Origin of the sequence: Parapedobacter composti (genome assembly GCF_900112315.1) — a bacterium.
Lineage (GTDB): Bacteria > Bacteroidota > Bacteroidia > Sphingobacteriales > Sphingobacteriaceae > Parapedobacter > Parapedobacter composti.
In genome coordinates, this window is the sequence record NZ_FOLL01000015.1 from 1 (window position 1) to 15,778 (window position 15,778).

General features: G+C 47.6%; 12 protein-coding genes and 1 pseudogene. 10 read left to right on the plus strand and 3 right to left on the minus strand.

The window, feature by feature from the left end; all coding sequences use genetic code 11:
• Positions 1-191: pseudogene (locus tag BM030_RS14425) on the minus strand (nucleotide sugar dehydrogenase); the annotation flags it as partial.
• Positions 192-347: 156 nt separating this feature from the next.
• On the opposite strand from BM030_RS14425, the gene dnaG reads away from it, so the two are divergent.
• The 6 genes from dnaG to BM030_RS14455 all read left to right on the plus strand — a co-directional run bounded on the left by dnaG (position 348) and on the right by BM030_RS14455 (position 8,815).
• Positions 348-2,285, plus strand: a complete 1,938-nt coding sequence (gene dnaG / locus BM030_RS14430) for a DNA primase (RefSeq protein WP_090974319.1) — start codon at positions 348-350, stop codon at positions 2,283-2,285.
• Positions 2,285-2,650 carry a YraN family protein gene (locus tag BM030_RS14435; protein ID WP_090974320.1) on the plus strand — a complete coding sequence of 122 codons (366 nt, stop codon included), beginning with the start codon at positions 2,285-2,287 and terminating at the stop codon, positions 2,648-2,650. Before dnaG ends, BM030_RS14435 begins: the two co-directional genes overlap by 1 nt.
• A gap of 39 nt (positions 2,651-2,689) precedes the next feature.
• Positions 2,690-3,730: a glutaminyl-peptide cyclotransferase gene (locus BM030_RS14440; RefSeq protein ID WP_090974321.1), complete on the plus strand. Its 1,041-nt coding sequence runs from the start codon at positions 2,690-2,692 to the stop codon at positions 3,728-3,730.
• A gap of 9 nt (positions 3,731-3,739) precedes the next feature.
• On the plus strand, positions 3,740-5,518 hold the full coding sequence (locus BM030_RS14445) for a TrkH family potassium uptake protein (RefSeq protein WP_090974322.1): 1,779 nt from the start codon (positions 3,740-3,742) through the stop codon (positions 5,516-5,518).
• A 12-nt stretch (positions 5,519-5,530) separates the two neighbouring features.
• The gene (locus BM030_RS14450) at positions 5,531-6,217 is read left to right on the plus strand and encodes a potassium channel family protein (RefSeq protein ID WP_090974323.1); all 687 of its coding nucleotides are present in this window, start codon (positions 5,531-5,533) and stop codon (positions 6,215-6,217) included.
• A 126-nt stretch (positions 6,218-6,343) separates the two neighbouring features.
• Positions 6,344-8,815 carry a YfhO family protein gene (locus tag BM030_RS14455; RefSeq protein WP_090974324.1) on the plus strand — a complete coding sequence of 824 codons (2,472 nt, stop codon included), beginning with the start codon at positions 6,344-6,346 and terminating at the stop codon, positions 8,813-8,815.
• Here the strand turns inward: BM030_RS14455 and BM030_RS14460 are convergent.
• Positions 8,802-9,398 (minus strand): ribonuclease HII, encoded by a 597-nt coding sequence (locus BM030_RS14460; RefSeq protein WP_090974325.1) that lies wholly within the window; start codon positions 9,396-9,398, stop codon positions 8,802-8,804. The genes BM030_RS14455 and BM030_RS14460 overlap by 14 nt on opposite strands.
• A 150-nt stretch (positions 9,399-9,548) precedes the next feature.
• Here BM030_RS14460 and BM030_RS14465 point away from each other — a divergent pair, with 150 nt between their 5' ends.
• Genes BM030_RS14465 through BM030_RS14480 form a run of 4 tightly spaced genes read left to right on the plus strand, consistent with a single transcriptional unit; the run spans position 9,549 to position 14,937 of the window.
• Positions 9,549-10,343, plus strand: a complete 795-nt coding sequence (locus BM030_RS14465; protein WP_139215901.1) for a hypothetical protein — start codon at positions 9,549-9,551, stop codon at positions 10,341-10,343.
• A gap of 19 nt (positions 10,344-10,362) precedes the next feature.
• Positions 10,363-13,242: a TonB-dependent receptor gene (locus BM030_RS14470; RefSeq protein ID WP_090974327.1), complete on the plus strand. Its 2,880-nt coding sequence runs from the start codon at positions 10,363-10,365 to the stop codon at positions 13,240-13,242.
• 30 nt (positions 13,243-13,272) lie between these two features.
• Positions 13,273-14,502, plus strand: coding sequence for a M16 family metallopeptidase (locus tag BM030_RS14475; RefSeq protein ID WP_090974328.1), 1,230 nt, complete (start codon positions 13,273-13,275; stop codon positions 14,500-14,502).
• A gap of 45 nt (positions 14,503-14,547) precedes the next feature.
• Complete coding sequence (locus tag BM030_RS14480; protein WP_090974329.1) at positions 14,548-14,937, plus strand: VOC family protein; 390 nt, start codon at positions 14,548-14,550, stop codon at positions 14,935-14,937.
• 41 nt (positions 14,938-14,978) lie between these two features.
• Here the strand turns inward: BM030_RS14480 and BM030_RS14485 are convergent, their stop codons facing one another.
• The gene (locus tag BM030_RS14485) at positions 14,979-15,713 is read right to left on the minus strand and encodes a DUF481 domain-containing protein (protein ID WP_090974330.1); all 735 of its coding nucleotides are present in this window, start codon (positions 15,711-15,713) and stop codon (positions 14,979-14,981) included.
• Between the last annotated feature and the right edge of the window lie 65 nt (positions 15,714-15,778).

The following is a 15,778-nucleotide window of genomic DNA, read 5'->3' on the forward strand; positions in this document are numbered from 1 at the left end:
GCCACCACCTCGTCCAGCCCGGGCTCGTATACGGGCAGCCTGGAGAGGTCGGGGTCATTCCATGCGGCGATGCGCTTTTCGTTGACGTCCACGACGGTGACGGTAATGTGGGGGCATTGCTGGGCGATGACCGACATGGTCGGTCCACCGACATAACCCGCCCCGATACAGCAAATCCTCGAAATTTTCATGCAAGCGGTGACTAAAATAATAAATATAAGTACTAACCGGCAAAAGTACGAAAAATATGGCGGTACGGTAGCGCACGGCGGTATCTGGGGGTAATTCATAATACTTCTTGCTACTTCTATGTTATTCGTTAATTTTACCCTAACAAAAACGTTGCTGTGATAAAACAAGAGACGGTCGATAAAATATTGGATGCCGCACGCATCGAGGAAGTGGTGGGAGATTTCGTGGAACTTAAGAAACGGGGCACATCGCTCATCGGGCTTTGTCCTTTCCATCATGAAAAAACACCGTCCTTTAATGTATCCGTAAGCAAAGGTATCTATAAGTGTTTTGGTTGCGGGGCGGGGGGTGATTCGGTTAAATTCGTGATGGAGCACGAAAAATACACCTATCCGGAAGCGCTCAAGTATCTCGCGCAGAAATATCATATTGAGGTGGAGGAGGCTGAACGCACGCCCGAGCAGGCAGCCGCCCAGGATAAGCGGGAAAGTTTATTTATCGTAACCAATTGGGCTGCCAAATTTTTCAGGGAAGTGCTCTGGGATACTGGCGAGGGGCGTACAGTTGGCCTTAACTATTTCAAGGAGCGGGGCTATCGCGAAGATATCATCCGCAAGTTCGAGCTCGGTTATTCTCCCGAAAGCTGGACAGCTTTATATGATCAGGCGAAGGCAGCAGGTTATAAAGAGGAGTTTCTGGAAACAACCGGCCTCATCATCCGGAAAGACGACGGCGGAATATATGATCGCTTCCGTGGGCGCGTGATGTTTCCCATTCATAACCTCACAGGGAGGGTACTGGGATTCGGTGGCCGCACGCTAAAGACAGATAAAAAAGCCGCCAAATACGTCAATTCACCTGAAAGTGAAATATACCATAAATCCGATGTGTTATATGGTTTGTTTTTCGCTAAAAAGGCCATTGTCGAGGCCGACAATTGCTATCTGGTAGAAGGGTATGCCGACGTACTGTCTATGCACCAAGCAGGCGTTGAGAACGTGGTGTCTTCTTCGGGGACTTCACTTACCAGCGGACAAATCCGGCTCATTTCGCGGTACACTAAAAACGTCACCATTTTATATGACGGCGATGAAGCAGGTATCAAAGCTTCACTGCGCGGCACGGATATGCTGCTTGAAGAAGGGCTCAACGTTAAAGTGCTGCTCTTTCCTGATGGTAACGATCCCGATTCTTACGTGCAGCGATTCGGCTCTACGGCGTTCAAAGACTATGTTGCTTCGCACCAGCAGGATTTTATATTTTATAAAACACATGTGCTCCTTCGCAACGCCGGCAATGACCCGATAAAACGTGCAGAGGTGATCCATGATGTGGTGCAAAGCATTGCTTTGATTCCGGACGCCATCAAAGCGTCGGTATTTATCAGGGAATGTAGCGTGTTGCTGGACATAGAAGAGCGCCTTTTAGTTGCAGAACTTAATAAGTTGCGTATCGGGCAGGCACGGAAAGCCGATAAGAACCCGGACCCCTTGTCTGCCGGCCCGGGCTCGTCGCAACCAGCATCCCAGCCTCCGCCGGCAGATCAAGGAGACAGCACTTCTTCGGATGTGCTGCAAGAACGCGAAATTGTGCGGATACTGTTACACTATGGCCATATGCCCGCTACCTGGGAAGCGGAAGCAAATATACCGATAGCACCGCTCTTGCTTAGTGGCTTGAATGATGTGGCATTTGACGATCCGGCGTGCCGGGCAATAATCGATATTTATAAGGAGTATATGGATCGCCAGGAGGTTCCGGATGATCGTATATTTATCGCTAATGCCGACCGGCGCATCGCCGACCTGGCGGTGGATTTGCTTTCCGTGAGATACAACATCAGTCCCAATTGGAATGATGAAAAGCGTAAAATATACGTGTCGCATGAGTCTGAGCGCCTAGAGGATTTGGTATACAGTGCAATTTACCGGATCAAAAAGCGAAAAATTGAACGCCAGATGATTCATATCAGGGAAGCGTTGAAGGCTGAAGCTGATGAAGCTAATATCCAGGTAATGCTGGCCAATTACCAAAGGTTAAAAGACGTGTTGAAACTAATTGCAGAAAAATTAGGCACCATCGTTGTAAAATAATGGCAAGTGCTATCGAAATAGGCAGAAACGGTGAACAAGCTGCGGTCGGGCTGCTGAAACAGCATGGTTATCGGATTCATTTCTGTAACTGGCGCCATAAGCAGCTGGAAGTGGACATTATCGCTCAAGACGGCCCCGTTCTGGTTTTTGTAGAAGTCAAAAGCCGTACAGGATACGCCTACGGCATGCCGTATGAGTTCGTAGATGCGCTGAAGCAAGCCAGACTGGTGCGTGCGGCTAATCATTATATTGCCTTGCATCATTACGGAGGCGAAATCAGGTTTGATGTCGTGTCTATCCTGTATACCGACAAACAGGGGAACTATCAAGCGCGGCTGATTAAGGATGCATTTTGGCCGGATTAACCGTAAGGGTGTTGAGCAATAATCACTAAGTTTGTAGCCATGAACAAATTGATTTCTTTAACTGTGGTGGTCCTTGCTTTTCTGGCTTCGTGCAATACGCAGCGGAAAACAACGAAGTTTCGATTTGATACGCCACAGGCCGGCACAATGGTCAAGGCCGGAGAAGCCGTTCCGCTGAAATTGGTGTTTCCGACGGACATTTCTACGTTTGACTCGGTGGTTTATGCGATGGATGGTGAAATCGTTGCCCGGAAAACAGACAGCACACCGGTAACGCTTGATACCGAGCATGTCGCCTTTGGCAGCCGAACACTCAGTGCACGACTATATTATAATGGTGAAGAGCAGGTGGCTTATAGCAATATCGTAGTGGTGCCGCCGTCCCCCCAACGGTATGGTTTTTCGGTGGTTAATGAGTACCCGCATGATCCCGAGGCGTATACCCAGGGGCTGGAATATGAAAATGGGGTGCTTTATGAAAGCACGGGCCAAACAGGTAAATCTTCCTTACGCAAAGTGAACTACCGCACAGGCGAAATATTGCAGCGGATAGATCTTGATGATCAATATTTTGGTGAAGGAATGACCATCGTTGGTGATAAAATTCTTCAGCTTACCTGGCGGAACAAAATCGGTTTTGTATATAACAAGCAGACTTTTGCCAAAATCGGAGAATTTGCATATGGTCAAAGCCCTGAAGGTTGGGGCCTTTGTTATGATGGGAACCGTATTATCAAATCGGATGGGAGCAATCGGCTTTATTTTCTCAACAAAGATACTTATGCTGAAGAGGGTTTTATTGAGGTATATAATGACAGCGGACCGGTAGACAGCCTGAATGAATTGGAATATATCAACGGAAAGGTATACGCCAATGTCTATACCGAAGATATTATCGTTATCATCAACCCTCAGACGGGCGCCGTTGAGGGAGAGATTAATCTTATTGGCATATATCCGGATAAGAAAGAGTACGACAACGAACTTAACGGCATAGCATATGATCGGCAGGGGGATCGGCTTTTTGTAACTGGAAAGCTGTGGAGCAAGCTTTACGAAATCAAGCCCATTGAACGGTAACCGCCAGCCATGCTGAGTGACATCAAATACTTTTTTAAATATCGGGAAAAAACGCTCGACCGTGTAATGCTGTATGTGAGTGCCGCATGTGCGCTGGTTGTGCTTTTCCATCTCGGCTATAATACCAGTACGGCAACCGCTGAACAATTTGCGATTATTACTGAAGGGTTGTTTTACGGCCTTATGGTACTAAGCGCCACCCGTACGCTAATGGCGGTCTGGATAACCAACCGTATTGTGGTGGCACACTACGGCGGGTTGGTGCTGATGCTGTATTTCTTGGTGGTAGCCCTGGGGCGGCTCGCAGGCCACGGTTTCCTTGCGTTCCTCCAGCAAGACGAGTGGCTTTACCTGGGCATTTTTGCTGTTGCGGTAACCGAGTTGTCGAAAAGCAGCCTGTTTTTTGACAATTTTTATTTTAATCCCACCATCCTGTTTGTCATCAGCTTTTTAGTGCTTATCCTGATAGGTACGTTATTGCTGATGCTTCCACGGGCCACGCCGGGAATACCGCTAGGTTTTGTCGATGCCCTCTTTATGGCTACCAGCGCTGTGTGTATCACGGGATTGTCCGTTATTGACGTTTCCGCACAGCTCAGTGGTTTCGGGCAAACAGTGCTATTGCTTCTCATCCAATTAGGCGGATTGGGCATCATGACTTTTACTGGTTTTTTTGGCTATTTCTTTTCAGGTGGATTTTCCTACAAAAACCAGTTGATGTACAGCGAGATACTTAGTGATAAGAAGGTTGGTTCTGTTATCAACACGTTGTTTAAGATTGTTTTCATTACGTTGTTTTTTGAAGCGATTGGTGCGGTGCTGATATATTTCAGTACCGATGCAACAGATTTCCGATCTAATGGTGAGCGCTTGTTTTTTGCGGTGTTTCATTCAATATCGGCGTTTTGTAACGCCGGATTCTCCACCGTGCGTGATGGCATGTTTCATCCGGACCTGCGCTTTAACTATAATTTACAGCTGGTTATCGCCATGTTGTTTATACTGGGCGGTTTGGGTTTCGCAATCGTACTGAATACGTATACTTTTATCAAGCGCTGGATAGTAAATGGCTTTTACCGGGTATTTTATGGTAGGGCATTTACGTATCGTGCATGGGTCATCAGCTTTAATTCCCGGCTAATTGCATGGACAACCTTTATCCTTGTCGTAGCAAGTACGGTATTTACGTTTTTGCTGGAATATAACCATACGTTAGCCGATCACGAAAGTTTGTGGGGAAAAATAATAGTGGCCTTTTTTTCCGGTACATCATCGCGCACGGCGGGGTTTAACGCAGTGGATATGGATGGGTTTACGTTTCCTTCCGTGATGTTTATCATGTTGTTGATGTGGATAGGCGCGTCTCCGGGATCAACGGGAGGCGGCATAAAAACCACCACGTTTGCGGTAGCTTTTCTCAATATTATCAGTTTAGCGCGGGGGAAGGATGATTTGGAAATCTTCAGGCGTAAGATTTCAAACGATTCGGTAAATAAGGCATTCGCCATAATTATGCTGTCTTTGTTAGCCATGGGGATAGCTGCCTTCGCATTGACAATTACCGATGCCGACAAGAGCTTATTGGATATTGCCTTTGAATGTTTTTCAGCCTATGCCACCTGTGGGCTCAGTTTAGGCATCACACCCGAGTTAAGCGATGCGGGGAAAGGGGTGATTACCTGTACGATGTTTGTCGGCCGGGTTGGGCTGCTCACCCTATTGGTAGCATTGGTGAAGAACATCAAAAACAGGAGTTATGAATATCCGCAGGAAAAGGTGTTGTTTTAATTTGATGTTGATATGAAATATATCGTATTAGGATTAGGGAATTTCGGTAAAGCCTTGGCCATCCGCCTCACGGAGCTCGGCCATGAAGTGATCGGAGCAGACAACCGCATGAGCAGGGTTGAAGAGCTGAAGGAAAAAATCACGCATACCGTCCGCATGGACAGTACGGATGCAGACGCTATGAGCGGACTACCGCTCAAAGATGCCGATGCGGCGATCGTGGCGATCGGGGAAGATGAGGGGGCTTCCCTGCTAACCACAGCCCTGCTCAAACAACTTGGTGTGAAACGGATTATCGGTCGTGTAGTGTCAGACCTCCAGAAGACGGTATTAGAAGCGATGGCAATCGATGAATACATCATGCCCGAGGAAGAATCGGCTGCCAGGCTGGCCATGCGGCTAGATAATATCGATATTGTCGACTCCTTTAAAATTTCGGAACGGTATAGCATCGTTGAAACTAAAGTGCCGGCAAAATATGCAGGGATGACATTAAAGGAGGCGAATCTGACGAATAAATACCGTGTTATCGTGCTTACCACCATCAAATCTACGGAATCGCACGAGGGCGGAAAAACCAAGGTCAGCAAGGAGGCCACGGGTATAGCGCAATCAGATACTATCTTGGCAGAAGGGGATATTTTGGTGCTGTTCGGCGAGTCGAAAGACATCAACCGGCTGATCAAAAAAGCAGAATGAGTTGGTATATGGCATTATCAAATCTAATCTCTATTTTTGGCACGTTGCCGTGGCGATCTTTAACGGTCAGCGACCATTGCGTGCGGCATCAGATAACTTATTGCCTGCAACGACTAATAAAAACGAATGAAAACTTGGTTCAATAATAATTCAACTCATTTTGCGGTTATTGGCATTTTTATCGCCATCTGTTTCTTGTACTTCACGCCGGCGTGGCAAGGAAAGGTGCTATATCAGCAGGATGTGTTGCTGGCACAGGCAGGGCAGAAAGAGATTTTAGATATAAAAGCCCGTGATGGCGACATGCCGTTATGGACAAATTCCATGTTCAGCGGGATGCCAACGTATCAAGTGCTGATGGAGCTTCCATGTAATGTAGGTACTTATATCATGAGGGGATTTAAGGCTATATTTCCTCATCCTATCGATGTGGTGTTGCTTTACCTGCTTGGAGCCTACCTGTTGTTCAGCGTGCTAAAGATCCGGCCATGGCTGGCTGCGGTTGGTGCCATCACATTTGCGTTTTCTTCTTATAATTTTATTTATATCGAGGCTGGTCATGCTACCAAGACCTATGCGATTGCGTTCATGGCACCGATATTGGCCGGCATTTTATTGGCTTTCCGTGGCAAGTATTTGTGGGGAGCGGTGATTCTGGCGTTTTTCATGATGCTTGAAATTCGCGTAAATCACGTTCAGGTAACCTATTACTTGATGCTGGCTGTGCTGGTATTGTGCGGTATAGAACTGTATCATGCCATCCGCGAAAAAAGGTTGTTGCCTTTCGGCAAAGCCATCGGTTACCAGCTTATAGCTGTTCTAATTGCTGTTGCGGTTAACGCGTCTTTGTTGTGGCCTACTTATGAGTATAGCAAAGAATCGATACGTGGCCAGGCAAATCTTCCCGCCGAAGGTTCTGAGAAGGTGACAAGCGGCGTAAGCAGAGACTATGCCTACCACTGGAGCCAAGGGGTAGGCGAGTGCCTGACTTTCCTGATTCCCAACGCTTATGGTGGGGGAATGTCTACCCAACTGGACGAAAACTCGGATGTTGCAAAGGTGTTAAGCAGCCGCGGGTATGCGCCGGAGGCCGCAGCTAACTTTCCAACTTATTGGGGAGAAAAACCCAGTACCTCCGGTCCATGGTATTTCGGTGCAGGCGTAGTATTCCTTTTCATATTAGGATTACTCATTGTACGGGGCAGGCTTAAGTGGTGGCTCGCAGGGGCTACGGCTCTGATCGTACTCTTGTCATTCGGACGCCACTTCCCGCTGGTATCCGACTTGTTTTTCAACTATTTTCCCTTGTACAATAAAATGAGGGCGGTAGAATCTACGCTGATGATAGCGACATTGCTGATTCCGGTCTTGGCAATACTTGCCGTGAACGAACTGATTACCAATGGCGCTAAGATTAACAAGTTGGATAAAAAGGTGTTGTATGTGCTTTACGGAGTGGGAGGTTTGGCGCTGCTTATTGTTTTAGTGCCAGATGTTTTTTTAAGTTTTAAATCTTCTAATCATCAGCTGATGATCCAGCAGTATGCTCAGCAACTGCGTGATAATACGTTGGCTAATGAACTCATGTCGGCGCTGGTAAAAGATCGGGCGGCTTTGGCGCGGGCCGATGCTTTGCGGTCGTTACTGTTTATTGGGCTTACCTTTGCTTTGGTATGGCTGATCGCGAAAAATAAGCTTAAAGCGCAGCCAGCAATCATTCTGTTGGGCCTTGTTACCTTGATTGATCTTTGGGGGGTTGATAAGCGGTATCTGAATAATGATCGGTTTGTCGACAAGCTGCAGTTGAACCGTCAGTTCGTGCAGGAACGAGAGGTGGATAAGCTTATTCTCATGGATAAGGATCCGAACTATAGGGTGCTCGATCTCACCACAAATCCCTTTGCGGACTCCCGGACCTCTTATTTCCATAAATCCATCGGCGGCTACCATGCGGCCAAGCTTATGCGTTATCAGGAAGTTATTGAAAGGCAGTTCAGCACCGCCATCAATGAGGATGTGCTTGATATGCTCAACACACGCTATGTCATCACGCGCGATAATAACCAGAATAACGAGCGTATTCAACGCCGTGCCTCCGCGGCCGGCAATGCCTGGTTCGTAGAACAGGTAACGCTGGTAAAGAGCAACGAAGAAGAAATGGAGTCGATCAATGCGTTCGATCCGCGTAAAGAGGCTTTTGTTCATGAAGAATTCAAACCGTTGCTGAACGAGAAGCGTCTGGGGCGTCCCACAAATGCGACTATCGAGCTTATCTCATACCGGCCCGACCGATTAGTGTATGAATATTCTACACCGCACGATGCATTAGCGGTATTTTCCGAAATCTGGTATGACAAGGGATGGAAAGCCTATGTAGATGGAGAGGAACAACCCATTCTCCGGGCCAATTACCTGCTCCGGGCCATGCAGTTGCCGGGGGGTAATCATAAAGTGGAATTCAAATTCGAACCGGCATCGTATCATACTGGCGAGAAAATCGCCCTGATTGCTTCCATCATACTGGTGCTTGGAATTGCTGTCGCAGTGTGGGTGGAAATAAAAGGAAAGAGCGGCGAGTCAGGACCTAAAAAAGGGTAAGCTGGGGATCGGTTACCCGGAATGTGCGCCTATGGTGCGGTGTAAAACCATGCGATAAAATAGCGCTGCGGTGTTCAACGGTGGGATAGCCTTTGTTTTGTGACCAACCGTATTGCGGAAATTCGCTATGGAGTTGTTCCATGTATTCATCGCGATAGGTTTTCGCTAATATGGAGGCCGCAGCAATAGATAAGTATTTACCATCGCCTTTGACGATACAGCAGTATGGGGTTTGCCGGTACGGGATAAATCGGTTGCCATCTACAATAATGTATTCGGCTTTCAGCTTCAATGCATCAAGTGCTTGGTGCATGGCTAAGTAGGAGGCTTTGTGGATATTGATGCGGTCAATTTCCTGGGGGCTTACACTGGAGACAGCGAAGGCCAGCGCCTCGGTTTCAATTACCTGCCGGAGTTCCAGGCGGTGGGTAGCAGACAATTGCTTGGAATCATTGAGCAAAGCATGCCGGAAAGCCGTGGGGAGGATCACGGCGGCAGCGAATACCGGCCCGGCCAAGCACCCCCTTCCCGCCTCATCGCATCCTGCTTCCACGTAGCTATCTTGATACCTGGATAGTAACATGCAACAAACTTAGCTAACTTGTCTCGCGTAAACAAGAAAAGCATACTTTTGTCGGCGAAAAAGCAAATGCCGACATAGTTATATAGACCTTACGTAATAATTTTTATACAATTAAACTAAATCCTGATGAAGGTGTCAAATCCACACATTATGATAAAACAGATGGCTTTGAAGGTTTACTTTGCTGGACTATTGGCTGTGCTTTTGGTTGGCCCGGCACTTGCCCAGCGTAATAAAGGGGTGGTGCAGCCATCATTAGATTGGGCCGAAGGCATTACGGTTGATGGCCGGCTCAATGATTGGGGCGATACGCTCGCATATGTGCATGCTACCCAGGATTTCAGCTACCATATTAAAAACAATGCTGAAAACCTATATGTAGCCATACGGGTAATGGATAAAGATCGGCAGATGCAGGTTTTTGCGCAGGGACTGGCCTTCATGATCAATAATCAAGGAAAAAAAAGGGACGGGCCCACGGTATATTTTCCCGTGGCTGACCGGTTGGCCTTCCGCTCCATTATGTCTGCCGATAATGATGATCGGCCCGACGATATGCGCAAGGGAGCGCTTGAGGCTATCCGGGCTATTTATGTCATGCGGTTTGACGATGTGCTGGATGGGCAGATTTCACTCGACAATACGTATGGTATAGCCGCTAAAGCTACGCTGGATACTGCTGATGCGTTGTGCGTTGAAATGGTCGTTCCCCTGGATCGATTGGGCCTCACGCTCGACAACCAAGATAAGCTCGCTTTTAATATCAAGATTAACGGTATTATGATACCCGGCAGCGGGAGCTCTCCTGCAACGATGCGGAGGGGATATGGTGGATATGGTTATCCTTATGGATACGGCTATCCATACGGCTACGGACGGCAAATGCCGTCTAGGCCAAGGGAGGAACCAGGTGTTTGGGTCGTATCACCTTTGGCAATAGAATGACGAACTTTTAATATACTATATGACTATTTTCTATCAATCAGCTGCCCAATTCTTTGTTAAAACAAGCCTATTGGTTGTTTTTTTATTGCCGCTTGGCGCTCATTCCGCATTTTCGCAAAGCGACCGGCGGGTGCGGGGAACATTGCGTAATCCTGCCGGTGACGCTGTCGCGGGCGCGTCAGTTAGGCTGGTGTCTGAACGCGATTCCGTACAGACCAGCTCTGGAGCCGAGGGAGGCTTTACGTTCAACAAAATACGAGGGCAGCGTTTAGTGCTTACCGTGACGAGCCTGGGATATGACACGCTTCGTCAGACGTTCGTGTTTGACGCGGGTGAAAATGAGCTGCAGATACCCCCTCTCGTTTTGCGTGAAGCGAGTCATTTGCTGGGGGAGGTTTCTGTGACGGGTACTATACCCATCACCGTCAAGGAAGATACGTTAGAGTATTCTACGAGAAATTTACGATTGCGCGAAGGGGCTTTGGTGGAAGATGCCTTGAAAAAGCTGGATGGTGTGGAGGTCGATAAAGATGGTAATGTAACCGCTCAGGGCGAAACCGTGACACGGGCCCGCATCAACGGCAAGGACTTTTTTGGCGGTGATATCCAGGCAGCCATCAAAAACTTGCCGGCCGAGATTATTGAGAAAATACAGATAGTGGATGACTATGGGGATATGGCCAATATTACCGGAAACCGTACGGGCGATCCGGAACGGGTGCTGAACCTCCAGATAGCGCCCGATAAAAACAACGGTGATTTCGGGAACTTCCGTGCCGGAGGCGGTACCGAAGACCGCTATCAGGCAACCGGATCGTACGGCAAATTCAAGGAAGGTATGCAGCTTTCCGTATTAGGCAACCTGAACAATGTGAACGCTAGTTTATTCGATTTTAACATCCGCAGCGGTGGAGCGCGCCGGAGCCGCGGAGGCGGCAGCTTTGGCCGTGGGTTTGGCGGTGGCGGTTGGGGAGGGGCAGATGGCCTTACTAATACCCAATCCATCGGCATCAACTATCGTCAGGACTTTAATGATAAACTGACCATGTATGGCGAATATAGCTTTGGTCATACCGATAACGCCACGCTTAGCGCACGATTTGAAGAAACCACGCTTATCAATGAAGGTGTGGTGTACATGGCCAGTAACACCGACAACGGAAGGCAAACCAATGATCATCGGTTCAGCTGGAATATTGAATACAAACCTGATGACAAAAACTATATTAAACTCTCGCCTAATCTCAGTTATAGGCACGACCGCACCAATAACTTCCGGATGGGCAGCAACATTCGCAACGATTTGCTGGTTAACGATGAGCAAACCAATCAATATAACCGATCGTCTGCGCCTAATTATGGTATCAGCGGGTTATATAACCGTAGGTTGAGCGACAACGGGCGGAACATTTTTTTGAATTTTTCGTTGAATACTGCCCGTACCGCCCAGGATCAGGAGCGTATCCTGAACTCATTGGTTTATACGACTTCCATTGCTGATTTGGATAGTATTTATCAACAGCATTTGGTTGATTTGGAAAACAAAAACCTCAACGGCGGTACCACACTTTCTTACATAGAGCCGCTCGGCCAATACAGCAACCTGGAAGTTAGCTATGATTTCAATTTTGCATCGTATGACAACAACCGTCATGCCAATGCCTATGATATTGATGGCGTGATTATTGATAATCCGGAGTACAATAACAGCCGTACATACGACTATACCTTTTATACGCATCGGGGTAGCCTTACCTACCGTTACCGCAAAGATAAATGGAATTATTCACTGGGTGTGGCCGCCCAGCCAAATCAGTTGCGTGGAGGCGCCAACATCGACGGGGAGGCTATTCCAATTAACCGCACGGGATTCAACTGGATGCCCGTTGCACGGCTGGAATACGAGATGTCGCGTACCAAGCGATTTAATATTAACTATACCGGCCGGGCAAACGAACCCGGCGTGACTCAGATTCAGCCGTTTACAGACTATTCCAATCCCAACGCGCCGGTGACGGGTAATCCGGAGCTGTCTGCAGAATTTAATCATGAGTTGCGGGTCAATTACCGGAACTTCAATGTGGGTGGTGGGAATTCTTTTTTCGTAGGCCTTACAGGTTCATTGTCAGAAGATAAAATCGTAACAAACCGGACAACTACGGTAGATGATTCCATTGGTGTCATTAATGCTACTGAATACTTGAATGCCAATGGTGTTTATAATACCCGTGGGTTTTATAACTTCTCCAAACCCTTCGCTGATCGAACATATACTTTGTCATTCAACGGTATGGTAAGTTATAATAACAACGTATCGTATGTAACTGCCCCGGAAAACAATGCCGAGGCATCGCTACTTACACAACGCAATATTGCCAAAAACTGGGTGCTTGCTCAAGGGGTAAACTTCCGTTATAACCCCAAGGAAACCATTGAGGTTTCCCCGGGTGTAAGGTATACATACAATACCACACGCAACACGGTTTCTGATAGGAATAACCGGGATGTATCCACTTGGGCACTTACTTTGTATGGCAGCGTAAATTTAACGCCGACGTGGATATTCAGTGCAGATTTAGCTAAAACAACGAACAATGGCTACAACAGTTCAGTGGATGCTAACCCGATGATTATCAACGCTTATATCGAAAAGCAGTTTCTCAAGGGCAGAACAGGGGCTATCCGTTTCCAAGCCTTTGATTTGCTCAACGAACAAACCAATGTGTCCCGCATGGTGACAGACAATAGCATTATTGATAGCCGTACGAACCGCCTGGCTCGTTATTTTATGCTGACGTTCAGCTACCGGTTTTCGAATTTTGCCGGGGGAAATATGTTTGATGGCTCAGGCGGACCTGGGGGCTTCGGCGATGGCGATCGCCGAAGGGTACGTTTCTGAGTACCGCCTTTTTTGCTATCTTGCGCGCCTATGGAGTATGAGCTTATTCATTTGCCTAACGGTATCCGTGTCGTTTTGCACCAAGTGCCTTCCTCGGTTACCCATGCATGCATGCTGATTAACGCCGGTGCGCGCGATGAGGAGGCTGGCCGCTACGGATTGGCGCACTTTATCGAGCATCTGTTATTCAAGCAGACGGAGCGGCGGAATACCAGTCAGATACTTAATAGGCTTGAGGCCGTAGGGGGCGACCTGAATGCCTATACTACCAAAGAGTACACCTGCATACACGCGTCGTTCCTGACTCCTTACTTGGGGCGTGCGCTTGATTTGTTTGAGGATTTGTTTTTCCATTCGGTGTTCCCAACGCACGAGATGGAAAAGGAAAAAGGTGTTATTCTCGATGAAATGGCCTCGTATCTGGATAGTCCCGAAGACTCCGTTATGGACGATTTTGAAGATCAGCTTTTTCAAGGGCATGCTCTTGGACATAACATCCTGGGTACGGCTGATGACGTGATGCGGCTTAACAAGGCCGATATTACCCATTTTATTCAGCAGCATTACCATCCGCATGAGCTTGTTATCGGCATCAGTGGCAACTATACGGCAAAGGCGGTTACGGTTGCTGCCCAACGGATTATGGGTAACATCCCAGCGGCAGCCCACAGTCTAAGGAAAAGGGAAGCACCCCATCGCAATGGCACACACCATATGGTTGCCAGAAAGCCGATTAATCAAGCCCATTATGTGATGGGAGGATTGGCTTACGATACCCATCACGACCATAAAACCGGACTGCTCTTGCTCAACAACTTACTCGGTGGCATGGGCATGAGTTCTCGGCTCAACCTCATCGTGCGCGAACAGCAAGGCATTGCATATACCATAGAATCAGGGTACACGCCGCTTTCAGACACAGGTATTTTTCATATTTATTTCGGTACCGATGCAGAAAAGGCGGAAAAAGCGGTACGACTGGTCAAGAAGCAATTGAAGAAACTGCGTGAACAGAAGCTGGGCGTCATGCAATTGTATCAAGCGAAGAAGAAGTTCAAAGGGCAGATAGCCTTAGGCGAAGAGAACAGACTGAATCTGATTATGGCCTTAGCCAAAAGTGTATTGGATTACGGACAGGTGCAAACGCTGGATGAAGTGTTCAGGAAAATTGATGCAGTCACCGCTGACCAATTGCTGGCTATTGCTAATGAGATTTTCGATGAGCAGAACCTGTCCAGTTTGTGCTTTATGCCAGAGTAGGTGTTATCGCCTACCATTTCTGATAAAGGGTTACAACAATAAATTATGCATATTCGACTAGGCAGAACCATCATTTTAGTAGCCGACTATGACGAGGCTTTTGAGTTTTATCGGCAGAATTTCTTTTGCGAAAAGCTATTTGATGCCGTCATGCCAGACGGAGAACGGTATCTCCATGTCCGCTTTCAGGGCGATGAGCAGAACGGTATCTGGTTCTTGCGTGCCGACACGGCGCAAAAGGCCCTGCTGGGAAATCAGACGGGCGGGCAGCCTACATTGGTGCTGTATACCGATGAATGCCAAAAAGTGTATGAGCATGTGCTGAACAATGGTGTGACCATCCTCGAACCTATTAAAGACGCCGAGGGAAGCAGGTTTTTCCATTGTGCCGATTTATATGGTAACCGGATTACCGTAGTGCAGCTTACAGGATAATCCGACCGCGGCAATTACCGCCCTCGAATACCGTTGAGCGACTAAAAGTATCGCTCAAACGAAAGGCCATAGGTAAATAACAGGTTTTCGCTGCGCGTGCGGTTAACCCGGTTGTAAACGAGCGCTGCTTTTAGATTAAGCCAGCGGCTAAGCTGGAATGTAATGTCATTGTTAAGGCGGATGTTAAAATCCTTGCCGTCACGGAGCGAAGGCTGGTAGAAATTACTTCCTTGCAGTACGACCAACGACTTGATTACAAATTTATACGCTAACCGGAACGAATTACGGATGGTTTGGTAGTCCACATGCCGGTTGTCAACCAAAATACTGCTCGTATCGAAAAGAAAGCCGTCGCTTAGGTTAAGATAAGCGGTTTCGTTATCGAAAAAGCTGTAAGCTACACCAGCGCCGGCAAGCAATTGGTTTTTGATGTTGAGCGATAAACTGGTGTTATAGTTAGCCAACCCCCAATAGAAAAATCTCCGGCCCGAGCGATAGAAATTTGCGTCCAAAGTAGCCGAGTAGTCGTTATTCGTCGTCGTCCCATCTTGTTTTCCATAAAGCCAGTTGTTATTCAGGTTGAGGCTTATATATTCTTTTCGGATCGAAAAGCGTAGCCCATTATTAAAAAGGTAAGCACTTTTATCCGATGCCCGATTGATGGAATTGGTAGAAGAGAGTTGTATATAGTAATGCGTGCTGTCGGTCCATTGGGCCTGCGCAGCTACCGAGGCTAACGCTAATAGTAGGGTACAGTATATAATTTTTCGTGTCATGGATACGCTAATTTAGCAAATTCGCGTTCCGAATCCAGACGAAATCTGAAATCGGTCGGCAAGTG